The sequence below is a fragment of the Robertmurraya beringensis genome (assembly GCF_042433785.1).
Classification (GTDB): Bacteria; Bacillota; Bacilli; order Bacillales; family Cytobacillaceae; genus Robertmurraya_A; species Robertmurraya_A beringensis.
Window position 1 is genome coordinate 1 of sequence record NZ_JBHLUU010000111.1, and the last position, 23,494, is coordinate 23,494.

Genomic DNA, 23,494 nt, shown 5'->3' on the forward strand with positions numbered 1-23,494 from the left:
AGAAGCGATATAAGGTTAATGGTTAACTGAAATTAGATGGGACGCCGTATGCGGTGAAAGTCGCACGTACGGTGTTAACCGGGGGAAAAGTTGGAGATAACATCAAATACTTACCTATCGGAACTGTTTGATATTGTTGACGAGGTAGCAGAACAGCAAAAACGTGAAAGAGAAGAGCGCGAAAGAAAAGCGGAAGAACTCAGAAAGAAGGTAGAATTAGCGAAACAAGCTAAAACTGAAAACTCTTCTGATACTACTGCTTCTAAACCTGAGCCAGAAAAATTCGATGTAAATGAAAATACGGTTATTCGTCATTATGGTGAATCAATCGAAATTACATCGTACTTTACAACAGAGGAACTCGCTGAAGGTCTCTTAGTGAAGAAACAAAATGGTGAAGAAGAGCGCAAACCACTTGATGGAGAATTGCTACGTAAGCGTATGGAGAAAGATTTTCCGGAAATGGTGAAAGAGCATACGGAAGTCGTTTTCTTAAAATCTAAGAATCTCGTAATTATTACGCAGAAAGCAAAGAAAAAAGGATCATATTGTATGGAGGAATCGTTGTCTTATGGCAGCGGTTCTTCTTTTTCTTCTTTTCCCTTCCCTAGAATTCCTTTTACTGTATTAAGAGATTTCATTGCAGTAGCGAGATTTTACGGAGAGCAAGAGTTAGAGGTCCATGCGGATGTGTATTTACAAAATGGTGAGTATTTCTTAGACTTCCCCCAACAATATGTAAATAAATATTGGGTGCAAGTAATTGAAAGCTCATTCGATATCGTCTCTAGAGTTGAGGATGCAGTAAAGGTGCTTGAAATTCATTCACATCATAAAATGCAACCAACTCCCTCTTCACAGGATGATCAGTCCGAGAGAGTACCAGGACGATTTTATGCCATTATTGGAAATACGCATAGGTTCCTTCCTGATATCACGACAAGAAAGTTTATTTCGGATGAATATGGTTATAGAAACCTATCCCCTGAAGTAATCTTTGAGAATCCGTTTCATAATATTCCAGCATTTAATGATAATGCGATTGAGGTGTGTGTATAATGACTATAAATATATTACAAGCAGCTAAGCAAAATTGGTATGATTATAAGGAATTATTCCCATTTATCGTGCAAATTGGCACAGGTGGGACAGGAGGTTATCTAGTACAGCATATCGCGCAACTGTTAGGTACGTCCAAGCAGAGAGCGGGTTATGTCATTGCAGATCCGGACGTACTTGAAGCTAAGAACTTAGGTAATCAATTGTTTTTAGAAAATGAAGTAGGTCTAAAAAAAGCGGATGTGCTAGCAAGTCGTTATTCGGCTGCATATGGTCTTGATATTGGTTCATATAGTGATTCCTTTATAGAGGATGCCAAAATGCTCAGAAAATTGTTTTCTACAGAGTATATGGACACGAATATCAATCATAGTACCACGCTAATATTGCCTATTGTCATCGGATGTGTCGATAATAATTGTGTGACTCGTTCTTAACTGAAAAGGTTAAGCACATATCTCTTAAGGTATGGAGAACTGTAATATCAAGAAGTGGAATGAAGGAGTAACGCCCTGAAACGCTTCCTCTAATACTCCGACGTGCGATCTATTAGTCACAATAGAATGGTGCGAAGCTCGGTGAAGTCGGCAGAGAGTAACCCTAAGAACTCAATTGAGGAAACAGGAAAGTTGTTTGGAGGCAAACAATGTTACCTATATGCCGGGAGTCCATAAAATACCCATGGTGAGAATGTCTACTTCCAAAAGAAGTAAACTGACGAAACCCCGAATGTACGTGTCTAAATATCGATATGGCAGAAATGTCATACCTACCTAAGTTGTAGGGCTTGTGAGGTAAAGTAAGATTAGTTGTTATGAAATACCTTATTTCGTTAAAGGCGAAATCCAGCAAGCAGGCACAAAGGGAAACCTAAAGGTATATGCAAGGATAGATATTATGGAACGAGGAAAGCTGGATGCGTGGAGATGTGACTATCGTTGAAACGTACATAATGGAAAAGTGACTTCACTATAACATTATGGTATCTAGTGAGAGCGGTGGCACCAACCGAAGATGTTCTTACCCAAAAAGAGAAGAACTAGGGATAGCCACTAGTCAAACCTACTGTTAGCTAACGAGAATACATTAGTCTATGGAGTTTTATCGAGGTTCGAGTAAGACTAAAAGAGGTGAAAATACGCATTATGAGTAACCGACTTGATAACAAACCAGAGACAAAAACCAAGTCTAATGTAATTAAGAAAAAGCAAAAGCTGAGAAACAATGAGTATTATGGTACTCAGGAATTGTTCGATGAATTATTTAGTCTGAGTAGTAAAGGTAGGAACTTCAAAAACCTTTATAATTTAATAGTTTCAGAGGAAAACATCAAACTTGCCTACCGTAACATCAAGAAAAACAAAGGCAGTAAAACCAGAGGAACCAATGATACGACAATTAAGGAATTAGCTGAAACAAGAACTGATGAATTTGTTAGTTTTATTCAAAGGTCGCTTGAGAATTATCAGCCACAGCCTGTTAGGCGAGTAATGATTCCTAAACCCAATGGCAAAGAAAGACCTCTTGGGATTCCAACACTGGAAGATAGAATAATTCAACAGTGTTTTAAACAAGTTCTAGAACCTATATGCGAAGCAAAGTTTCATCCCTTCAATTATGGCTTCAGACCCAACAGGAGCGCCAAGCATGCCATTGTTAGGGCAATGTCTATCATGAATCTACAAAAATTGCATTATGTTGTAGATATCGATATAAAAGGCTTCTTTGATAACGTGGACCATGCCAAACTATTAAAACAACTGTGGACTATTGGCATAAGAGATAAAAAGGTTATTTCAATCATCTCTAAAATTCTTAAGAGTGAAGTTCAAGGTGAAGGAGTTCAAACAAAAGGTACACCACAAGGCGGAATCCTCTCCCCTCTTCTCTCTAATGTTGTACTAAATGAGCTTGACCACTGGATCAACTCTCAATGGTTAGACTTCCCTACAAGGAAGGACTATACGAAGATTGACCCACGAAATGGTAAAATCATAAATTCTCATAAGTACCGAGCGTTAAGAGATAGCAGTAACCTAAAGGAATTAGCATATGTGAGATATGCTGACGATTTCAAGATATTCTGCAAAGATTATGAATCGGCAGTTAAAATTTACATTGCTACTAAGAAATGGCTCAAAGCAAGGTCAAACCTGGACATAAGCAACGAGAAATCAAAGATAACCAATGTAAGAAAGAACTATACTGAGTTTCTAGGTTTCAAATTCAAAATGACTAGGAAAAATGCTAGGAAAACAAACTTAGTAGTCAAATCTCACATATCTGATAAAGCAAAGACTAAGATTCTTGCGATCTATAAAGCGGGTATTATAAGAATTACTAAGAACCCTAATGCTGATGAAGTTAGACGGCTTAATGCTCAAATACTGGGATATCATAATTACTATGACATAGCTACTTTGGTTAATGAAGATTTTGCTGATATTCACTTTAAAACTAGGACCTTCCTATACAATCGTTTACACAGGTTATCTAGTAAAAATGCTAGAATAAACCAAATAAAAAACGATATAGAAAGACCAAAAGATTATCTTCAAAGATATAAACATTATAGTTTTAAAGAGTTTTCTATTATGGGTAAACCAATCTATCCGATTGCAGGAATTAAACACCAATCATATAAGGCATTTAATTCTGATGTATGCAATTATACGGAAAAAGGTAGGCAAATAATCCATATGAATCAGCAATTAGTTAGCCCAGATATAGTCATATACTTAATGAACCACCCAATAATTAACGCTTCAGTCGAATTAAATGATAATCGAATCTCCTTGTATATTGCACAAAAAGGCATGTGTGGAATAACCAAACAAACCCTTAGCATACTTGATATGGAAGTGCACCATATACTACCCAAAGAACAAGGTGGAGCTGACAACTACAGTAATTTAATACTTGTAACCAGGGCAGCTCATAAACTTATTCACGCAACACAAAAGGATACAATTAATCATTATATCAGCATTATCGGCAAACTCAGCAAAGCTCAAATTAACAAGCTAAATAAGCTTAGGAATATTGCAGGAAATGAACCAATCAGTTTCGAGTGTAGTGAATACTTATAAAACTTAACTAATGGTAAATGTATTCTGCTAACAGTGACGTTTGATTGCACGCCGTATGAGGGGAAACTCTCACGTACGGTGTAGACCAGGGGAAAAGCCAGAGAAAACATCAAAGGCTTACCTATTGGTATACACTCGTAAGATCATGTATGAATTCTTTAAATCTACTAGATGTATATATATCGATAGTGGCAATGAAAGTGTAACAGTTCCTTCCGATTGGAGAACACGTCCAAAAACGAAATGGACTGAGGATGAACTAAACGCATATAAAGAAAGTGGATGGAGTGGCCAAGTCGTTACAGGAGTAAACTTGAATCTTTTCAAGCAAGAATGTGTAGCAGAGGCATTTCCAGACGTTTTAGAGGATGATGATGAGGTAAGACCAAGTGAGTTATCGTGTACCGAGCTATCAGCTTCTGACCCTCAAAGATTAATAGTTAATAAGTTTGCTGCGTTAGCAATTACAAATATATTAACGCAAATCGTTGAGGAACGAACAATTAGTAGCCATATCACGTTTTATCATGCAAAGCGCGGGTACATGCGATCCACTGATGTACTAAAAGCAGAATAGTTATATAGAATATACTTTGAAGCTGAGGAAAAAAAGTGCTTTACCATAGAACAAAAAGGATAGATGACCAGGATTAAAACCTGTATTCATCTATCCTTTTTTTATAACCAATAACCTGATTTAGTAAACCAAAATATGGATTGTTGTTAAACTAAAGCCCTCGTTAGTTTCCGTAATCTTTTTATTAAAAACATAAATAATTTAATAAACTACATGCTAACGCGTAAGGCTTTTAAATTTGTAATCTGAAAGATATAATAATTATTATCAATGTACCCTTGACTTAAATGTGAGATCTCTTTAGAGAGAAACTTTGCCGTTAGTTTGGGGACATTGTTTTTTTATGCGTAAATATCATGTAAAATATACATGTGCAGTGACCTTTTATGGTGATACCGACCTTAACTGGCTTGGGGCTAGTTTCCTAGACCTCTTATATAGATGTGAGGCACTCCATGCAAATAATATGGCACTGCACATTTTCAGTTATAACTAACCTTCCTGTCATTCGACAGGATTTTTTCTTTTTTCAGGAGGAAATTATAACTAATTGTCGTATCTTTATATTTAATAGACTATATAGAGATGACTTAAAATATAAATATAAGATATTAAAGCAGTTGAAACTCTACCCGTATTTGGAGCTAGTTAAAAATAGACTCTTTTGTTAAATATGAGATTTTATATCTGGCGATATAATCCTGACATGCTACATTGGGCATTAAGCTCTAACGGAAACTTGGATAGTCAGATATACCATACTGCTTTTTTAGGAGGAGAAATGATGAAAGAAACCATTACTCCATTTAGTTATGGAAATGAAGATAAAATCCATGAAGAAACTAATCCACGTAAGTTTTACCAGTTCTATGTTGGCATTGATATTGGTGCTAGTTTTCATGTTGCCTCTTGTATTAAGTTTGATGCCTTTCTAGATCCTAAAGGCACTGCTTGGAAACGTACGAAAACCTTAAAATTCAACTCAGACAGTTCAGGTATAGGTGAGTTTTTGGCTGCCCTTAAACAGATAGAGTTGCAGTTTGAACTTGCCCAAAAGGACTTTTTAATCCTCCTAGAACCTACTGGTGGACATTATTCTTATCTAGTTCAACAGGTGTTATTAAACGAAGGATATGATTTATATCAAGTGGAAAATAAGGCTGTGGGAGAATTCCGTAAGAATAATCTCGGCATTACTGAAAAGACAGACTCAATGGATGCAAAAGTAATGTCTTATATGGGGTGGCATAAACAATTACACCCTCATATGCAAGGAGTTACGCTATTGAGGCCACAAACTGTTTTACAGTCCCTTTTTAGAACGGTCATGAGAGACCGTTGGTATCTAAATGTCCAACTTACCCGAAGAAAAAACCAAGTACAACAACTATTAAAAGTTACCCATCCAGATTTAGGTAAAGCCTTCAAGAGCCTGGGTTCTACTTCAGTAATGAAGTTGGTTCTAGACTATCCAACTGGTTTACATATGAAAGAGTCTTCTGAGGAAGAATTATATAAGGCCATCTCAAAATCTGGAGCTAAAAAGGTGGCGAAACAAGCTGCTAAAACCCTTGCTGAAATAATGCCTAACACTGTAGCTGTACCAGTTGAACACCTTGTTGGTAGGCAGACATGGGTTATTGAGGAAGCCTTACGGCTTGAAGAAAGTATCAAACTAATAGATAAGGAGATCCATAATCTTTTATGGGGAGTACCTGAAAAAGGTGTTTTACCCCATCCTTATACGGAGATTCTTTTATCTCTCCCCTTTGTTAGTGAGAATATCGCTTGTACATTAATTGGTGTAATAGGTGATATTGAGAGATTTAATACATACAAAGAATTCAAGAAATACTTAGGTGCTTCAGCTGAAAATAAGCAATCTGGCACGTCAGTTAGTGGAACTAGACAAACATACAGTGGAGTCCGAGATGCACGTCGAGTCCTCTATCAAATAGCCTTTATTGTGATTGCAAGTGGTAAGCATAACCCTACTGTATTTAAGGCCTATTATGACCGCAAGGTTGAGGAAGGAATGAGTAAAAAGAAAGCACTTGGTCACCTATGTGGAAAGCTTGCTAACTTAATTTACTCCCTTCTAAAAAATAACCAGAAATATGATCCTGTAATTCATGCAGCTGCAATAGGTGTAAAGTTGGAGGACCTTAATGCAAAAGTTAATGAAGAACCCCTACTATTAAACTAAAGAGACAGTTAAGTGGAAGAACATTTGTAGAAGTAGTCATGGTATAATATCCAAAAAAAAGTAAATTATACAAGGAGAGGATATTATGGAGTTTTCTGTACGAAAGATGCAAGAGAAGGATATAAAGCAAGTGCAAGATGTGGCAAAAACAACATGGAATTCTACTTATGAAGGGATAATCCCTTTAGATATTCAAATGAAATTTTTGAGTGCTGCTTACAATGACGAAAGAATGCAACAACGTATGGAACGCTCACTTCTTTTAGTAGGTGAAATCGCTGAAAGAATTGTTGGTTTTGCTAATTTTTCTACAGTTAATAAAGATGGAAAAGTTGGTTTAGGTGCTATCTTATATATATCCTAAATATCAAGGTAAAGGAATAGGTTCAGCGTTGTTAGAACATGGTATACAAGAATTAGACGGAGTGAAAGAAATTTTCGTGGATGTTGAAAAAGATAATAAACTAGGAAGAAGTTTCTATAAAGCAAAAGGGTTTGAAGTTGTAAGAGAGTTTGATGATGATTTCGATGGACATATACTTAAAACAGTAGAAATGGTGTTACATGTGTAGGAATTATTAAAGTGGGGATTTTCTAGAATATGTAATACCTTTTCCTAAGCCTTTTAAAAAACATAAAATCCCCTACTTTTTGTTTTAAAGATGGGGATTTTTCTTTGAGTGACGGATCTTTGAATTCCTCTAAGCACTACACTACATTTAAGTACAGCCCATCACAAAGTTAAACCCTAATCTCCTGCTTATTTAGGAAATTAGGGTTTTGCCTTTGAAAGCTATTGCTTTGAAACTCTATTACTTAGAATCCAAAGCACCAACAACACGATGAGGAACGTAAGGCTCTTCCAAATATCCAACTTCTTCAGAGGTTAACATAACCGATAGAGCGCCTACTGAATCTTCTAGATGAGAAATTTTTGTAGCACCTATAATAGGAGCTGTGACTGGCTCTTTCTGTAGCAGCCAAGCAAGTGCAACTTGGGATCTTGGCACGCCATGTTTTTCAGCTAATTCTGCCACCCTTTCCACAACAAAACGGTCGTTATGTTCTGTTAATCCGTACTTAGATTTTTGAGTTGCATCTGTTTCAGAACGGAGTGTGTCCTCTGACCAATTACGGGTTAATCTCCCCGATGCTAGAGGACTGTAAGGAATAACGCCAATTTTTTCTTCCTTACATAATGGCAGCATCTCCCGTTCCTCCTCACGGTATATGAGGTTAAGGTGATTTTGCATCGAAACGAAACGAGTCCACCCATTCTTCTCGGCTACATGGTTCGCCTTCAAAAACTGCCATGCATACATGGCTGATGCACCTATATATCTTACCTTACCTGCCTTCACTAGATCATGGAGTGCTTCCATCGTCTCTTCAATTGGTGTGTTGTAATCCCATCGATGAATTTGGTACAAATCAACATAATCGGTTCCAAGGCGTTTAAGACTCTTATCTATTTCACTCATAATATGTTTTCGGGATAATCCTTTGCTGTTTGGACCCTTGCTGTTTAAATCTTTGCCTAATGGGAAATAAACCTTTGTTGCAATGACCACTTCATCCCGATTGGAAAAATCTTTAAGGGCACGTCCAAGAAATTCTTCACTCGTTCCATCAGAGTATACGTTCGCTGTATCAAAAAAATTGATTCCTAACTCAAGTGCGTTTTTAATAACTGTACGACTACTATCTTCATCAATTACCCAAGGATGCATCCATCGTTCCTTTACTCCAAATCCCATACAACCAAGGCAAAGTCTTGATACATCTAACCCCGTGTTACCAAGTTTTGTATATTTCATTTGCGATTCCTCACTTTTCCAAATGTTTTTAACATATCATTTTAGTATAAAAATATACCTGATTCTTACAATTGTTAAATGAGACTCTGTGTAGTAATGTACATAACTATTCAAATTGACAGTTTTAACATAAACTTATTACCCCTTTTATGAAGGTTATAAATTATCTAAAGGTAATACCCATAGTGTTTAACTGATTCCGCATGTCCTTTGTGTAATTCTATCTTATAAATCTACTACTAAAAAACGTCCCAAGCATCTGTTATTTAATAATTTATTCTTGTATAAGACAATGAAGCTAATTTAAATGTATCTCCATTTTTAGTATATACCTCCGTAACCACAAAAGGATTGGTTACTTCATTCCCATAAACTAGAGCTGTCATTTTCAATTTATTTAATAAAACCACTGTTGATTCCATTTCATGAATAGTACTTTCTTGAAAATCAATTTCTTTATAAACAATTCCTCCTTTTTTTATAATATCTATTTCACCATCACGTGAAAGCGTAACTCCCATATGAACAAACCTGGCATCTTGATGAATTAAATCAACTAATACATCTTCCTTTACATTTTGAATGGCATCCCAAATTTTATTGGATACTTCTAATATTTTTTCCATTATTCTCTTCTCCAGTTATCAATAGTAGTTTTTAAATAACACCTGAATTACTTTCTGTTAATTGATACTACGGTACTTCGAATAAGTGAATTAAATATCAAGTTTACGGGTACCGATCCATTGCACCATGGCGGGATCCCTATGTGAAAAGAATAAGCTTTCTTTCGTATCTAATGTAGCGATTTGGTCCATATCCTCTTGGCTTAATTCAAAATCAAAGATATTAAAATTTTCGACGATTCTCTCCTTACGAACGGACTTTGGAATCGAAACAACTCCTCTTTGGGTCAACCAACGTAAAGCTACCTGGGCCACAGACTTATTGTACTTTTCAGCAATAGATACCAAGATTTCGTTCTGGAACAAGTTATTTTTTCCTTCAGCAAATGGTCCCCAAGACTGAATCTGAACGTTGTTTTCTTTCATAAAGTTATGACTTTCAATTTGTTGATTGAAAACATGTGTTTCGACCTGATTTACGGCAGGAACAACTTCATTATGAATGATTAAATCAATCAGACGGTCTGAATGGAAGTTACTTACTCCAATAGCTTTGACCTTACCTTCCCGATACAATTCTTCCATAGCTCGCCAAGAACCGTGCACATCACCGAAAGGTTGATGAATTAAATACAAGTCTAAATAATCCAACTGTAGTCTTTCTAATGATCTTGAGAATGCTTCCTTTGTGCTCTCATAACCAGCATCCTGAACCCATAACTTTGTTGTAATGAACAATTCTTCTCTTGGTACACCACTACGCTTGATTGCTCTACCGACTGCTTCTTCATTAAGGTAGGAAGCAGCAGTATCAATTAGACGATAACCTGCCATAATAGCGTCATAAACAGCTTGTTCACATTCATTTTGATCTTGAATTTGAAAAACACCAAATCCAAGTATTGGCATCTCAACACCGTTGTTTAATATTACTTTTTGCATGTGAAATCCTCCAATTTTTAAAATTTCAAGGGCTAAACCCTAGAATATTTAGAAGTAGTAAAACTAATATTCATTATAAGTAAATTTTCAAAAAACCTATTACCTATTCGTGTTCAATGTTTGCCTAATCCTCTTTAGGTGCATTTACAGAACCATATTTTTCAAATTATAATGTACATACGAATCACAGGGAGAAGGGGAGAATTTATGCAAGAGAAAACATTAGCTCAGCAAGCAGAACTAGCCAGAGCCATCGAGCGCCATACAGGTACCAACGGTGTTCACCAAACTGCTATTCCTTCGTTGTCTTTTGTTCGACGTTCTATTGATAAAGATCGCAACTATGGGGTTTATAAGCGATCTCTTTGTATTACGGCTCAAGGTGTGAAAGAAGTATCGGTAGGAATGGAGGAATTTAGATACGGTCCTGGAGATTATCTTGTTGCATCTGTCGACTTGCCAGCAACAAGCCAAATCATTGAAACATCACCTGAAAGTCCTTATCTAGGTTTCATACTAGAACTTACTACAAATGAAATCTTGGAAGTTTTAGGTGATGCAAACTTTTCATCTGTTTTAGAAGAGGGCTCAGGGCGAGGCATGTTTGTCAGCAGACTAAATCTTTCTTTGTTCGATGCTGTAGTGAGATTAGTTCGACTACTAGATACCCCCGAAGATATTCCGACACTTGCTCCTTTGTTCACAAAAGAAGTTATTTATAAAGTTCTTAAAGGGGAGCATGGAGATACACTAAGGAAACTTGTAGTAAAAGGTAACAGTGCCTATCAAATTAAAAATGCCATTGAACTAATTAAGACCAACTATGATAAGCCGATTAAGGTTGAAGTGCTTGCAGAAACTGCAAATATGAGTGTTTCTTCGTTCCATAGATATTTTAAAGAAGTAACTGCAATGAGCCCTATTCAATTTCAAAAACAATTAAAACTGCAGGAAGCTCGTCGTCTGTTATTTTCGGAGTCCACGGATGCGACTACTGTGGCATACCGTGTAGGCTATGAAAGTCCATCGCAATTCAGTCGTGAATATTCACGTATGTTTGGTTTTCCACCTATTGAAGATATGAAGCGTCTTAGAGAGAAACATGAACAGAGGCTAAATGCTTAAAACACAGGCCTCGATTTAAAGCTAATAACTATAAAGAAATGTCGATTTTGCATTTATGGAGGTCGGCTTTTTTCTTGTGAGGGATTGTTACTTACTGCTCCCATTTGTTAAATAAACAAAAAAGCATCCCTTCAAAAAGGAACGCCTCGTTTTTTAGTTCTTTGCTTTAGAAAACTATTAAACTGGAATTACTTCGCTTAAATTGCTAAAATCATGATTTATAATTTCTACTAATTTAAATTCTTCATTCTCGTATTCAAATTTCAGAATGCAACAGTTTCCTATTCGCGCTTGTTGTGTAATGGAACTATTATGCTCCCAAACCCTCATGAAGTTTCTACAAGCCGCCCCATGTGATACGGCCAGAACTACTTCATTGTCCTCTTCCATGATTTTTTGACACGTTGCAGCTATTCTTTCTTGCAACTCTTTTTGATCTTCACCACCATATTTTACAAAGAAATCACCATAAGGCAGTGGCGGGTTTAAATCTTCACTTTCCCCTTCAAACGTTCCAAAATTCCATTCCTTTAATCCTTTTAATCTTGTATAAGGCAGATCCGTCACTATTTCTAATGTGTCACTTGCTCTTTCTGATGTCGAACAATAGGCATGGTCAAAGACAATATGATTCTCTTTAAAATACTTTGCAGCTGTCTCTGCTTGTTTGATTCCTAGTTCTGTAAGTGGTGAATCACACCAACCTTGAACTTTTCTTCTTTTATTAAATAATGTTTGTCCATGTCTCATGAGATATAACGTCTTTTTCATTTGTATCCCCCTCATTGACTCTTAATAAAGTATTTAAAAAATAAGATTACTGGTATCAAGGTGTTTCTCATAAATAATCACTAGAAGATTCCCCTTAAAGTTATATATCAATTTGATAGTTAATGCTTTTCGTTGAATATGAAAACTTAGGGTATCTTTATCATAATACAAATGGGTAAGCTTCCGTTATCACAATCATCTCATATCCTTGCCTAATCCTATAAATCAAATAATACAGATTACTCTTCGAGTATCTTCGTTTTGATAAATAAGTTACCAATGTATTGTTGTTTTGCATAAATGAATCTCTTTATCACCTAACTATTTTCTATGGACCTGTGAAAGTATGCACTTAAATAAACCTGCCCCTTTAGCTCAATAAGGAGGTTAAACAATATTGCATTATTAATCTATTTAGGAAAAACGAACATTTTTTATTGACCGTATTTTTTATTCCATTCACCGATCCAATCTTCTAGATTATTGTCTTGTACTTCTTCGGCTGTTTTACCATCAAGTGAATAACCCCAACCACCCATCCCATCATCTGCTGGATAGGAAGTACCTCCAATTACATCACCATTAAAAATGAATACCCTAGCCTCCACCTTAGTGCCATAAATCTTGTTTAAAGGATGATTTTTTACAATAAAAATTTCCTGGATGATATCTTTCCCAATATATTGATCTGGTTGAACTGTTTGGATAGCCCATATAGAGATATGTGGCATATCAACAAGTTCTTCTCTTGTAAATGAATAAACATGGCTTCCTTTGTAAGATTTTATTGAATAACCCTTTTTAAGAAGATATTGCTTTGCTAATTCATCATTTGAGCCCTTTTCAAGGTTTGGTTCGCAACCAGCGAGTAGTAGCAACAGAATAAGACAGATTATTTTTTTAATACCTATCCCTCCGTATTATATTTACACTTTATTCCAATAAGAAAAGTATTCTGCATTTTCACTTTAATTCCTTCTTCAACTAAACTCCCTCAATAAACAAAGTGAAAACTCACGTTTTCTCCAGTATTCTCAGTATTTTATAGAATGTTATTTTAGAGTTTTTGCTCGCTACTATGGTTGGATTTATCTCGTAAGGATAATTTTGGGCTGTTGAAGCAAAAAAGACTGATGGCTCATTAGCCACACACTTACAAAAAATGGTGGATGAGTCAAAATATGATCGCACTGGTGGATGTCCACATTTCTCATGGAGGTCAACCCTCCCATGCCTCACAGAGTCTTCGCTCTCAAATTCCTTCGTCCAACCTTTCCACGAGGTGGATGTCAGTCATGCTGCCCCACAGGGTCCTTGCCCGAAGTTTAGTTGCTTTGCTGACTAATCCGTGCTTCAAATGTACGAGACTTATAACTCCTAAAACTCTTTTCTACTCTACTGTTCCTATTGAATTAAGCGGCTTTTTCAACTTCTATGTTTGCTCTCATATGAGGGATATCCTGTAACATTCGCTCTTCACTAAACTCAAATTGTTTCTTACCAATGGCAAAAAATATGCGTATTAACTTATTGCATAGGGCTATCAGAGACTGCATTTTCTTTAGTGGATTATCGGGGCGCTGCGTGTAATAGGAGTGCAGCGCTTTAAAGGCCGAATTTTTCGCGACCATAATCATACAAACCCTGAAGAGGAGAGCCCTCAGCTTCTTCCTACCTCGTTTTGTGATTTTTGTTTGCCCTTTATGCTTGCCAGAGGTGTTCTCCTTCAAGCTCAATCCAGCTAACTTTATGATTTGTCTGGGGTGATTATAGTCTTGAAGATTTCCAACTTCCGCAAAGAAGCCGGCAACCGTATCTCTCCCTACTCCCTTAATAGCTAACATTTGTTGAACGCCAGGGATTTGTTCAATTAGGTTATCAATCTTATTATCAAGTTCTACGAACTTCTCTTGTATCAATTCATATTTATCAAGCAGAGTCGCTAGTTCTAATTTGGCCATATTAGAACCTTGGCACAGTCCGATGGACTCTCTAGCTGCTTGTTTTAACTCTAGTATTTTGTTTAGTCCTACACTTCGACTAACTGCTTTTCGTAAATGATCCAATAAGTACTGATCCGTGAAATGAATTAGTTCATGCGGTAAGGCTCCTAGCCTTAAAAATTGCAAGGCTGCTTTCCCTTCCCAACTCTTAAAGACGGTTAAAAACTCAGGAAAATAGCGATCTAGCCAGTTATGAATCTGACCTTGTACTGTTTGAAGGTCGTCAGTTAAGAGATCACGTATTTTTTTCGCCACACGGAGTTCTGCATAAACACCTTGTGGAATCGTTGGTTCAGCATATCTCCCGTCCTTGACCAGCTGTGCGATTACTTTAGCGTCTTTCACATCATTCTTAGTCGGTGAGTTGTCGTCGAGTTCCTTACTTCTCTTCACATGTAAAGGGTTCACTGCGACAAATTTTATATAATTTTCTTTCAGTATATGAGCTAGGTTTAGCCAATAGTGTCCGGTAGGTTCCATACCTACTATCACTTTTTCCATGTGTTGTTCTAGCTTTAATTGATTGATCCAATTGAGAAACAGTTGAAATCCTTGCTTGGTATTATCAAAATAACAAGGGGAACCAAACTCCATTCCTCTAAAGTCCTGTGCACGTGCGACATGCTTGAACTTGGCAATATCAACACCTATAATAAGAGTCTGAGATGTTATTTGAGCAATTTTTTCATTTTGGTTATAATTCATTTTAAGACCTCCTGGTTAATTGAGTTCGTCCTTTTTGCTAGCCGGCTTTGGACTCTCTCATTCTACCAAGAGGTTATTTTTTTGTTCAAACCTCATTTTCATTCATTACAGGAATGCTGCCCCTTTAGTCGAAAAAGGAAAAGCAATCGTTTGATGAATTGCTTCTTAGTCTAGTTTCAACTTAATTTCCTCAGTATGATTATTCCATTCTACAATTACGTCTATATCCGATTCTTTAATCACTTTAGCATTGCTTGGATTCGCTTCCTGTGAATTTTCAAGAATCCCGTTCTTATCTAAGGATGCACCGGTCCCACCAAAGCCACCTGCGTTTGTATCAACCTTATAGGTTATTTCACCAACAGATTTTACATCCTTCCCCTTGTATTGAAGGGTAAATTCCTGCTCTTCAAAATCGTTTGCTTGAGTAACCTTTAATTTTGCCGACCAATTTTCTGATTCACCAGTAAAAGTGAAAATCTTTGAAGTGCTACAAGCTGATAATATAAATAAAACCAGTACCGATACTATAGAAAAAGTGCGAATACGAGCCATAGAGGTAACTCCCTTCGTAAAACGTTTCTCTTACAAATAATACGCTCTTAAAGGTCTAAAGTTTCACTCTTATTGAATAAACCTGCCCCTTTAGCACAATAAAAAGTGCTGTATCTAATCAGCACTTAAAAGAATTTCTTATATAGCTCACGTCTCAAATGCCCACTTAGATAAGCATATACTCTTGTAGTCTCGCTCTTTTCGTGTCCCATTAAATTCTGTATAACCTCTAATGGTGCTCCATTATTTATAAGTGTTGTGGCATAACTATGTCGTAATTGATGTGGATGAATACTCTTTTTAATTCCTGCTCTTTTAGAGATCTGTTTTATGACATATCTCATTTGAGCAATACTCATTCGATGTGGTGCTCGGATCGTGACAAATAACGCCTGTTGTTCATCTGTTCGTTGTTCTAAGTACCTCTTTAACCAAATACTACACCGAGTATTAAAATACACTTCTCTTTCTTTTTTCCCTTTTCCGAATACAATGACAGACTGCTCAGAAAAGTTGATTGAATTTCTATCTAAGTTTACAACTTCCCCTATTCGACAACCAGTTGAATACATAAACTCAAATAATGCTTTCTCTAAAGTAGAATCACTAGCTTCACGCAATAACTCGATTTCTTCCTCTGTTAAAAACTTAGGAATTCTACTTTCAGGCTTTGGTTCTTTAATTGTAGACACTGGATTTGTAGAGACATACTTCTCCTCTTGAGCCCATTTAAACAATGATTTTATAAATCTAATTCGATGGCAAAGACTAGATGCCTTCAAATCAGCAGCTACTTCTCCAAGATATAGTTTAATAGATTCAGTCGTAATATCATTGATCTGCATATCGCCAAGATATCTAATCAATAAAGATAACTGAACACTATACACCTTCAATGTTTGAGTAGAATAACCCTGAATTTGTTTATCTGCTTTATATAGATTCCAGGCTTCGGATACAAGCATTTTGAACAACTCCCCGATCGTTCTTTTACTACAGTATTCACCTCAAAACTATTAAATATACTAGATTTATAGTTTTTATTAAGTTATTTCCCCCTTTAGCTTAAGTGTATTTATTCACATATTTTTTGGTTTTCAATTTCATCTATTAGAGTAATGCTGTTCCTTTTTTGTAGAGAAGAAAGAGCGTCCTCTATTCGAAAGAATCGCCCTGTTAATTTATTTAATAATATTCAACTTTGTTTTTGTTTAATTTCTCTACCACTAACGGTAGCTCTGCTAAATCATTAACAATAAAATCTGCTTCAACATTGTCCCATTGATAATCTTCTTTCCATATCCCTTTCATCCCAACAAGTTGTGAAGCCTTTACATCATTTTCAGGATGATCTCCAACAAAGATGCTTTGATTAGGAGTTACATTAAGTTTATCTATTGCCCGTTTAAATATTACTGGGTCAGGTTTTTTTATTCCTTCCCATTCGGAAACTAATATAACATCAAAATACTTCTCAATTCCTAACGCTTTAATATTATCCATTTGAAACTGTCCATACCCATTTGTAATCATACCTAAAAGAAGGTGGCTACTCTTTAATTGTTCCAGTGTTTGAGTTAAATTAGCAAAGGGAACACAGCAATACTTAAACTCATTAATGTAATCTTTCAATAACCATTCCCAATCTATATCTGAAATCATAAATTCTTTAGTCAGCTGTTGATATACTTTATCTTTCCAAACATACCCATGCTTATCGAGTTCAATAAATCTTGTTATGTACTCCTCTTTTGGAATATGCTTTAGCCACTTATTTAGTCGCTCATACTGATTGTCAATGAACTTATTCACTGACTCATCTCGATTGAGCAATGTTCCATCTAAATCAAATAAAACAGCTTTAATCATTTCCCTAACTCCCTTCAAGTAGTTTATATATCCTATTTCTCTATCATCAATGTGAATCACTTCTTCCACAAAACTGCCCCGTTAGTTAGTTTGGTTATATATTAAAAAAGTGCATTAGTCCGTTTGGAATAATACACTAGTCGTTAAGATAATTGTTTTTTTGTATTCTTTATTACAAAGAGTATAGTTAAGATAGGTATTAATATTACTAAAACTATTACAGAACTAAACAAGTACTTATCCGTTTGCTCAGAATCTTCTTCGGTCATATCTCCAAAGGTATACTTTTCTTCCCTATCTGCCTTTATATAAATCCCATTCACATCTTGAATAGCAATAGCTTCCTTTGTGTTAATACCTTCTATAGAATAATATCTTGTGCCTTTCTTAAAAACATTTGAAAAGTTTCCTGGATACTGTTCCATATCTGAATACTTTGTTACCTCTCCAATTTCATTACCAACTTCAGTTACATACTGCTCGCTTACTACATATACATAGCCATTCCAAACAACAAATGGGTGTACCCACTTAGTTGCCACCACTTTTTTGAAAACAAATTAATAAAAAGCATAATAGTTAATATAAATATGGATATTTTCTTTATGATTATTCCCCCTTACTACAATAGACGGATTTTCCTCTAAATGGTTACTTTTTTATTCAACTAACCTGCCCGTTTGTTCAATAAGGATGTTTACGAAGGTCGATTAGTGTTAATAGAAGTTTTGCGAAGATATTAATAAAAACAGAAAACGTCTCAACCCAGTGTTACCAACGGTTTGAGACGTTTTATATTCCATCGACAATTAGCGTTAAAAGGTTACATGCGATCCACTGATGTACAAAAAGCAGAATAGTTATATACAATATAATTTGAAGCTGAGGAAAAAAATGGTTTACCATAGAATAAAAAGGATGGGACATTAATGTTAGATAAGATTAAATCATTACCTGTTAAATTAGCATTTTCGATAGGTTTAACTTTAATACTAGCTAGTGGATTATTGTTATTCTTGTTTTCATCTTTGTTCTCTATTGACACTTGGATAATTATGATTGTTCAAGGTGTTATTTTTGCTGTAGCTATGCTATTTATTTTAAGTGCTGCTGACAAAAGACATTCGTGATCAATAAGAAAGCATTCCTAAGCTAAAAAGGGTAGCATCCATAAAGGTAAATAAGCTTCAAGCTTGTGAAGAATTACAATATTGTGGCTTACTAAAAAAAGCAGAATAGGATTTTAATATGTTTTGGAGGTTAAGTTGATGATTGAAGCGATAAGTAATTTCTTCAGTGCAATCGCAACTGCTTTATTCGGAAAAATAACCAATTAATAATAAAACAAAACCGTTCCTTTATTATAATAAAAAGGAGCGGTTTTTTTGTATTTAGACCAATATAAAAAGAATGAACTAATATTTTCTCCAGTTCCTACTTCTAAGTATTAATCGCTCTCCTTAACTCCACCAGAAAGTAAATTATACTTGATTTTTTTCTTGAAAATTAACTCCTTCCCCACATATACTTTACAATTTAAGTTAATGAGACCACCCAACTTAACCTTCACTACCTGAGTTTGATTGTGTACCCCAATCGTACCTGTTAACGTTTGAGAGAGGGAGAAATAACTGGACAAACCATTTCTTTTTTTCTCTGAAACTAAGTCGCCATTTATGAACAATTGTTCATGATTATAGCGGTTTACTATTTGTATCTCATTATTTTGATAAGTTAAATTCCAAGTTTTCTCGAAGTCTTTCTTTGCACTTTCTATAAATTCTTCCCATGTTTCATAATCCTGCTGTTTAGGTTTCTTATCATCCTTGTTCTTACTTTTCTTAAGTCCACTAACAATCCATTCAATTAAGAAAATAAAGGTAAATAAACTAATTAACATAACATAAAAATTATCAAATATAGTACCTTTTGTAACCTTACCGTAAGAAAAACCGATTATAAAAAATACAATTAAATATAAAATAAATTTATACAATAAATTCACTCTCCCAGCTTAAAACTAAACCATTTAGGTTAATTATACCATTGAATAAATTCCTATTATTACATATTTTTTACAGATATAAATCATATAAAAACCGCTCCGATGTAAAGAAGCGGTAAATACAAGGGTTCCTTTAACTTGCAGTTGATACCTTAATAAAGCTCTTAATTAAATTGATAATAATCCTGGACACTTGAAGCGGTAATTATAATGTTTTCTCTTTCAGTTTCGTTAATAACCATTAATCTAACAGCTAAACTATTAATTAACGACTCTTGACTCACCGATGAAATACTGTTCTTAATACTAATATTTAAGTAAAAACTTGTGTGCCCTTCTTCATTGCTCATTCGAAGTACGGTTACTTCCCCTAGCTTATCTAAGGCTCGGTAATCGGAATTAATGATTTCCCATACTTCACTGTTATCATTGATAGCAACCAATGACAAGTAACTTTGAGGATCAATGAATGCTACATCATCTATGTTAGCTAGAATACCTTTATATTGAGGGACGTAAGGTTCAATCCCCCTCTTATTAGCCTCGTCTTTAAATGCCCATTTCAGGCCCGTACAAGCCGTATTTACGGATATATCCATGAGTAGAGGGTAAACCCCTTCATACTCTAAAACCATCCATCTAGTAAGCTCCTTTAACGAATCACTACTAACCACTTCTTCAATACTGTTGCTTGTAACTGTTCTTAACATATCAGGTAATTGTTGAGCGATCATCCCTTCTGCTTGACGGAAAAAATCATCATCAAAATTCGAATCCCCGTTTAAAACTTCCAGCCCCATAAAATAACCGTTAGTAATTTGAGATTTAACACTAGCAAAGAGCATTTCTTCTACTCTTCCATGGTCGGAATCCTTCACGAATGGCAACAACTTAGATTTATAATATTCAAATACCGTTGCAACCTCTTGATTAAATTCCTGATTGTTTTGATAGTGTGCTTTTAGCTTTTGTTGCATGTATTCGTACAAATTGTTTTCTGCAGTGGTAGACATATCATTGCACCTCTTCTTGTTCAGTAATAGTTTCTTGATTTTCTTGTGTCAGGTCAGAACCTAAAATATAAGGTGGAGCTGGACCATCATCTTCAAATTTCCAAACCCCATTTTCTTTTTTAATAATTGTCATGAAATATTCTTCGCCATTGGTAGTTATAACTTTTCGATAAAAATTCCCTTCTCGTTTCATACGATCAAACGCTACATTGGTTAAAGTATAGGAATCACCAGTTAAGTTCTGTTGCTTAAAGGAATCTTGAATACTTGTAAAGATCGCTATAGCATCTTTCTCACTAGGTAACTCTTCTTTTACCCTTTCACTTCCGTGTTGTACAAGGAAGTTATAGTATGTTTTTAGATCAATTTGTGAAATATAAAAGTTATATAGAATTTGAGAAGTATATTTAGAAAACTCTACAGGGTCCTCATATGTATCCTTTGTTTCTACTTCAACGGAAGACACTTCTTCAAGTACGTCTAAATCATTTTCTTGTATTACTTCATCTAAAGGCTTTTCCATATCTTTGTAGATTTCGTATTTTTCTTCTTCACTTAATTTTTCAGCAGCTTCTTTCTTAGCTTTTTCCGCTTTTACTTGTTCCACCCTTTTGGCTTCTTCATCAAAGCTAGGATTACTACAGGCTACAAGTATCATTGATGCGGATAGCAATGCCGGAATGATAGGGAATTTCATGCTTTCACTCCTTCCATGATTTTTTTCTTTTCCTTTTCTGTTAAAAAATTAATCAATTCCGCGCTATGAATAGCAGGTAGGTCATTAATACATTCAATTATAAAGGTTGGAATATTGGTGATTTTAATCTGGTTAGCTCCTGGAATGACAGGAACATTTAAATGCTTCTCTATGCAATAAGCGAGGGTTTTATTGTGTTCCTTTTCAACGTTTGTAGGAATTGAAATGGTTTCAAGTTTTCGTTCACCAAAAAGGTTGATGCACATAATGATGGATTTTAGTGTAAGAAGATTAGGATCTAATATGAAACTAAAAACTTTTTTATCATCTTTATACCATTGGTATTTAATTGCTTCTAATACCATATGGGTGTGCAGTGTGATTTGTCCCCTCTTTGAGTTAATATCAATAAAATCACTTAAACGCTCATTCTTGATTACTTCTAACAGATACATAGACTTCTTTCTGTCAAAAGGAACTGATAGATTACTATTCGAACCAAAATCAAACTCCCCTTCTCCAATCAGCAAGGCTATTGCCAAGTCGTAAAGGTTTTTTGTCGTCTTCTTTTCTTCCACTTCCACGTCTCCTTTTATACAAAAAAAGAAGTACCAAAGAATACCTACGCACCTCAATTGGTGATAGGTAAATCTTGGGTACTTCCCATTAGTTTATGTTGTTGTGACAATTATACAATAATCGTAAATTTCTATACAAGCATTTTTTACATAGCTTTTCCTTCTAACAGGTGTTTTAAACTATTAGAAACCGTGCTTTCCTCTATCCCTAGTTCCTTAGCAATCATCTGAACGGAGTGACCATTGGTATAAAGGTGGTATGCTAATGATCTCCTAATAGCAACCAGCGTTAATAGTGGCGTACCTTCTGGTAGATAATCGCGAGATATGATTCTGAGATGGTTAAGAATGGACATCACCTGTATAGGTATTCCGATTTCTTCCCCTCGTGGTTTTGTTACGAATACATACTCACTCCCATTAAATAAAGCTTCGTTAAAGTACTCCTGAAAGTAAGATGAGGTTTCTGAATCTAGGGTGATCTCACGATTCTTAATAGCAATTCGTATATTATCACAATTGCCTGACTCAAAAACATCACTCTTCTTAAAGCGGAAGTCCGAGGTTTTAAGTCCCTTAAGGGCAAGTATGTATATTGCCTTTCTAACAACTGGATAACTTGGATCAGAAAGTACATTTTTAAGTAAACCCGTCAATTGCTCATATGTAACATCTAATACCGGATGTTCTTTCGTTACGAAGCGTTTAATCTTCACTGTTGGGTCTATTGGTAAAGGAACCTGTTCACTTTCCCAAAAGTAATTGAACATAGTTTTTAATATAGCTAGTTCTTTATTTACAGTAGAAATGGTTTTATCCTTTTCTAATTGCTCTTCTAAGTAATTTTGTATATCAGAAGCGGAGATTTGAAAAGGCTCTTTACCCATTGGGTATGTCTTCTTAATATAAGAAAAAAACTGTGCTACTACCCGATCATAACTTTTTACTGTTTCCTCACTATATCCTTTATTTTCTATAAATGTGATAAAACCATAAGGCATCTCAAATCCCCTCCCCACTACCATTATACCTAATTATTCGATTGTATGTTCGTAACTGTCAACTATACTAATAACAGGTTGGCATGATGACTGGGAATTATATTAGCAGCCGCTGATTAATAATTTACTTTCATTTCTTAGGAATAATAAAATATCCGTCCCCTGATGTAAGTTCAGCAAGATATGACTCCCCAATATCATAAACTTCAACAGTGGAATTTACATATGAATTGATCATATCCCAAGACCTTTCCAAACTATTTGCCTCAGGTACAAACTTTGTCCTTAGAGTCTTGGTGATTATTCCGAAATTCTTCTCGCGATTTTTAAAAGAATAGTTCCATTTATAACTCCTTTGTGGGAATGGTTCATCATGAAAGACAATATCGAAAATGAACTGTCTTTCCGTTGGTAATACGATGTTAGCATAAAAAACGGAACTTTCTCCGTTACCAACAATTTCACCAGTGATTTCCGATTTCTGGTATCCCACTAAATCAGTATAACCTTTAACTACCTTTCGATAAAAGATTACACCTTTTTTATTTGTATTGAATTTGATGCCTTCTTCTAATTTTCTCCCGCCTGCTTTTAGTTTTTCTATGTACAAGTGATTTCTTTTATATTTGCTTTTTTCACTACTGAAAATTCCCATTACCATTGGATTGCCTCCGAGTAATATTTATTATGTAAAAAATATTCTATCATTAATTACAAAAGTATATAAGAGTTAATAAGACAACCATAACTACCAATAAAGAAAACTTAAATAAATGAATTTTTTCAAGTTCTTTTCTTGATTATTTATTATTCTATTTTTAAAATCACCTTAACTACCTTACTATTTAATCATTAA

General features: G+C 35.2%; 23 protein-coding genes and 1 pseudogene. 8 read left to right on the forward strand and 16 right to left on the reverse strand.

All coding sequences use genetic code 11. From position 1 onward, the window contains the following. Positions 1-90: 90 nt before the first annotated feature. From ACFFHF_RS16205 to ACFFHF_RS16230, 6 genes and pseudogenes are all read left to right on the forward strand, one after another. Positions 91-1,059: a hypothetical protein gene (locus ACFFHF_RS16205; RefSeq protein WP_160549274.1), complete on the forward strand. Its 969-nt coding sequence runs from the start codon at positions 91-93 to the stop codon at positions 1,057-1,059. Further along, positions 1,059-1,496 carry a ubiquitin-activating E1 family protein gene (locus ACFFHF_RS16210; RefSeq protein WP_377058600.1) on the forward strand — a complete coding sequence of 146 codons (438 nt, stop codon included), beginning with the start codon at positions 1,059-1,061 and terminating at the stop codon, positions 1,494-1,496. The genes ACFFHF_RS16205 and ACFFHF_RS16210 overlap by 1 nt, the downstream gene beginning before the upstream one ends. A 708-nt stretch (positions 1,497-2,204) precedes the next feature. Next, complete coding sequence (gene ltrA / locus ACFFHF_RS16215; RefSeq protein ID WP_377058601.1) at positions 2,205-4,148, forward strand: group II intron reverse transcriptase/maturase; 1,944 nt, start codon at positions 2,205-2,207, stop codon at positions 4,146-4,148. A gap of 124 nt (positions 4,149-4,272) precedes the next feature. After that, positions 4,273-4,725, forward strand: coding sequence for a hypothetical protein (locus tag ACFFHF_RS16220; RefSeq protein WP_377058602.1), 453 nt, complete (start codon positions 4,273-4,275; stop codon positions 4,723-4,725). Positions 4,726-5,509: 784 nt separating this feature from the next. Beyond that, positions 5,510-6,931: an IS110 family transposase gene (locus tag ACFFHF_RS16225; protein WP_377058616.1), complete on the forward strand. Its 1,422-nt coding sequence runs from the start codon at positions 5,510-5,512 to the stop codon at positions 6,929-6,931. 85 nt (positions 6,932-7,016) lie between these two features. Next, positions 7,017-7,503 (forward strand): annotated as a pseudogene (locus ACFFHF_RS16230) (GNAT family N-acetyltransferase). A 240-nt stretch (positions 7,504-7,743) separates the two neighbouring features. On the opposite strand, the gene ACFFHF_RS16235 reads toward ACFFHF_RS16230, so the two are convergent. From ACFFHF_RS16235 to ACFFHF_RS16245, 3 genes are all read right to left on the reverse strand, one after another. Next, positions 7,744-8,748: an aldo/keto reductase gene (locus tag ACFFHF_RS16235; protein WP_160549272.1), complete on the reverse strand. Its 1,005-nt coding sequence runs from the start codon at positions 8,746-8,748 to the stop codon at positions 7,744-7,746. Positions 8,749-9,014: 266 nt separating this feature from the next. After that, positions 9,015-9,374 carry a nuclear transport factor 2 family protein gene (locus ACFFHF_RS16240; protein WP_160549270.1) on the reverse strand — a complete coding sequence of 120 codons (360 nt, stop codon included), beginning with the start codon at positions 9,372-9,374 and terminating at the stop codon, positions 9,015-9,017. 90 nt (positions 9,375-9,464) lie between these two features. Next, positions 9,465-10,316 carry an aldo/keto reductase gene (locus ACFFHF_RS16245; protein WP_377058603.1) on the reverse strand — a complete coding sequence of 284 codons (852 nt, stop codon included), beginning with the start codon at positions 10,314-10,316 and terminating at the stop codon, positions 9,465-9,467. 207 nt (positions 10,317-10,523) lie between these two features. Here ACFFHF_RS16245 and ACFFHF_RS16250 point away from each other — a divergent pair, with 207 nt between their 5' ends. Further along, positions 10,524-11,441, forward strand: coding sequence for an AraC family transcriptional regulator (locus tag ACFFHF_RS16250; protein WP_160549267.1), 918 nt, complete (start codon positions 10,524-10,526; stop codon positions 11,439-11,441). Between the two features lie 177 nt (positions 11,442-11,618). On the opposite strand, the gene ACFFHF_RS16255 is transcribed toward ACFFHF_RS16250, so the two are convergent. The 7 genes from ACFFHF_RS16255 to ACFFHF_RS16285 all read right to left on the reverse strand — a co-directional run bounded on the left by ACFFHF_RS16255 (position 11,619) and on the right by ACFFHF_RS16285 (position 17,889). Further along, positions 11,619-12,212, reverse strand: coding sequence for a histidine phosphatase family protein (locus ACFFHF_RS16255; RefSeq protein WP_160549265.1), 594 nt, complete (start codon positions 12,210-12,212; stop codon positions 11,619-11,621). Positions 12,213-12,646: 434 nt separating this feature from the next. Continuing rightward, positions 12,647-13,090 (reverse strand): hypothetical protein, encoded by a 444-nt coding sequence (locus ACFFHF_RS16260; RefSeq protein WP_377058604.1) that lies wholly within the window; start codon positions 13,088-13,090, stop codon positions 12,647-12,649. A gap of 534 nt (positions 13,091-13,624) precedes the next feature. Next, complete coding sequence (locus ACFFHF_RS16265; protein ID WP_377058605.1) at positions 13,625-14,920, reverse strand: IS110 family RNA-guided transposase; 1,296 nt, start codon at positions 14,918-14,920, stop codon at positions 13,625-13,627. A 165-nt stretch (positions 14,921-15,085) separates the two neighbouring features. Next, positions 15,086-15,475 (reverse strand): hypothetical protein, encoded by a 390-nt coding sequence (locus tag ACFFHF_RS16270; RefSeq protein ID WP_160549261.1) that lies wholly within the window; start codon positions 15,473-15,475, stop codon positions 15,086-15,088. 125 nt (positions 15,476-15,600) lie between these two features. Then, the gene (locus ACFFHF_RS16275) at positions 15,601-16,440 is read right to left on the reverse strand and encodes a tyrosine-type recombinase/integrase (protein ID WP_160549259.1); all 840 of its coding nucleotides are present in this window, start codon (positions 16,438-16,440) and stop codon (positions 15,601-15,603) included. A 220-nt stretch (positions 16,441-16,660) separates the two neighbouring features. Next, the gene (locus tag ACFFHF_RS16280; protein WP_160549284.1) at positions 16,661-17,344 is read right to left on the reverse strand and encodes an HAD family hydrolase; all 684 of its coding nucleotides are present in this window, start codon (positions 17,342-17,344) and stop codon (positions 16,661-16,663) included. A gap of 143 nt (positions 17,345-17,487) precedes the next feature. Beyond that, entirely contained in the window at positions 17,488-17,889 is a 402-nt protein-coding gene (locus tag ACFFHF_RS16285) for a hypothetical protein (protein WP_377058606.1), read from the reverse strand. A 384-nt stretch (positions 17,890-18,273) separates the two neighbouring features. Here ACFFHF_RS16285 and ACFFHF_RS16290 point away from each other — a divergent pair, with 384 nt between their 5' ends. After that, positions 18,274-18,474, forward strand: coding sequence for a hypothetical protein (locus tag ACFFHF_RS16290; protein ID WP_160549955.1), 201 nt, complete (start codon positions 18,274-18,276; stop codon positions 18,472-18,474). Between the two features lie 317 nt (positions 18,475-18,791). Here the strand turns inward: ACFFHF_RS16290 and ACFFHF_RS16295 are convergent, their stop codons facing one another. The 6 genes from ACFFHF_RS16295 to ACFFHF_RS16320 all read right to left on the reverse strand — a co-directional run bounded on the left by ACFFHF_RS16295 (position 18,792) and on the right by ACFFHF_RS16320 (position 23,299). Further along, on the reverse strand, positions 18,792-19,340 hold the full coding sequence (locus ACFFHF_RS16295; RefSeq protein ID WP_377058607.1) for a hypothetical protein: 549 nt from the start codon (positions 19,338-19,340) through the stop codon (positions 18,792-18,794). A 173-nt stretch (positions 19,341-19,513) separates the two neighbouring features. Beyond that, a complete protein-coding gene (locus tag ACFFHF_RS16300; protein WP_160549886.1) occupies positions 19,514-20,362 on the reverse strand; it encodes a hypothetical protein in 849 nt (282 codons plus the stop codon). A 1-nt stretch (position 20,363) separates the two neighbouring features. Then, entirely contained in the window at positions 20,364-21,059 is a 696-nt protein-coding gene (locus ACFFHF_RS16305; RefSeq protein WP_377058608.1) for a hypothetical protein, read from the reverse strand. Then, positions 21,056-21,637: a hypothetical protein gene (locus tag ACFFHF_RS16310; protein WP_377058609.1), complete on the reverse strand. Its 582-nt coding sequence runs from the start codon at positions 21,635-21,637 to the stop codon at positions 21,056-21,058. Before ACFFHF_RS16310 ends, ACFFHF_RS16305 begins: the two co-directional genes overlap by 4 nt. A 146-nt stretch (positions 21,638-21,783) precedes the next feature. Continuing rightward, the gene (locus ACFFHF_RS16315; RefSeq protein ID WP_160549884.1) at positions 21,784-22,638 is read right to left on the reverse strand and encodes a tyrosine-type recombinase/integrase; all 855 of its coding nucleotides are present in this window, start codon (positions 22,636-22,638) and stop codon (positions 21,784-21,786) included. Positions 22,639-22,768: 130 nt separating this feature from the next. Then, positions 22,769-23,299, reverse strand: coding sequence for a hypothetical protein (locus ACFFHF_RS16320; RefSeq protein ID WP_160549883.1), 531 nt, complete (start codon positions 23,297-23,299; stop codon positions 22,769-22,771). Positions 23,300-23,494 lie beyond the last annotated feature (195 nt).

Bases quoted from the DNA above. Each gene is read 5' to 3' on its own strand.
- ACFFHF_RS16210 (WP_377058600.1), top strand. From the start codon at position 1,059: ATGACTATAAATATATTACAAGCAGCTAAGCAAAATTGGTATGATTAT.
- ltrA (WP_377058601.1), top strand. From the start codon at position 2,205: ATGAGTAACCGACTTGATAACAAACCAGAGACAAAAACCAAGTCTAAT.
- ACFFHF_RS16225 (WP_377058616.1), top strand. From the start codon at position 5,510: ATGAAAGAAACCATTACTCCATTTAGTTATGGAAATGAAGATAAAATC.
- ACFFHF_RS16235 (WP_160549272.1), bottom strand. From the start codon at position 8,748: ATGAAATATACAAAACTTGGTAACACGGGGTTAGATGTATCAAGACTT.
- ACFFHF_RS16240 (WP_160549270.1), bottom strand. From the start codon at position 9,374: ATGGAAAAAATATTAGAAGTATCCAATAAAATTTGGGATGCCATTCAA.
- ACFFHF_RS16245 (WP_377058603.1), bottom strand. From the start codon at position 10,316: ATGCAAAAAGTAATATTAAACAACGGTGTTGAGATGCCAATACTTGGA.
- ACFFHF_RS16250 (WP_160549267.1), top strand. From the start codon at position 10,524: ATGCAAGAGAAAACATTAGCTCAGCAAGCAGAACTAGCCAGAGCCATC.
- ACFFHF_RS16255 (WP_160549265.1), bottom strand. From the start codon at position 12,212: ATGAAAAAGACGTTATATCTCATGAGACATGGACAAACATTATTTAAT.
- ACFFHF_RS16265 (WP_377058605.1), bottom strand. From the start codon at position 14,920: ATGAATTATAACCAAAATGAAAAAATTGCTCAAATAACATCTCAGACT.
- ACFFHF_RS16270 (WP_160549261.1), bottom strand. From the start codon at position 15,475: ATGGCTCGTATTCGCACTTTTTCTATAGTATCGGTACTGGTTTTATTT.
- ACFFHF_RS16275 (WP_160549259.1), bottom strand. From the start codon at position 16,440: ATGCTTGTATCCGAAGCCTGGAATCTATATAAAGCAGATAAACAAATT.
- ACFFHF_RS16280 (WP_160549284.1), bottom strand. From the start codon at position 17,344: ATGATTAAAGCTGTTTTATTTGATTTAGATGGAACATTGCTCAATCGA.
- ACFFHF_RS16290 (WP_160549955.1), top strand. From the start codon at position 18,274: ATGTTAGATAAGATTAAATCATTACCTGTTAAATTAGCATTTTCGATA.
- ACFFHF_RS16300 (WP_160549886.1), bottom strand. From the start codon at position 20,362: ATGTCTACCACTGCAGAAAACAATTTGTACGAATACATGCAACAAAAG.
- ACFFHF_RS16305 (WP_377058608.1), bottom strand. From the start codon at position 21,059: ATGAAATTCCCTATCATTCCGGCATTGCTATCCGCATCAATGATACTT.
- ACFFHF_RS16315 (WP_160549884.1), bottom strand. From the start codon at position 22,638: ATGCCTTATGGTTTTATCACATTTATAGAAAATAAAGGATATAGTGAG.
- ACFFHF_RS16320 (WP_160549883.1), bottom strand. From the start codon at position 23,299: ATGGTAATGGGAATTTTCAGTAGTGAAAAAAGCAAATATAAAAGAAAT.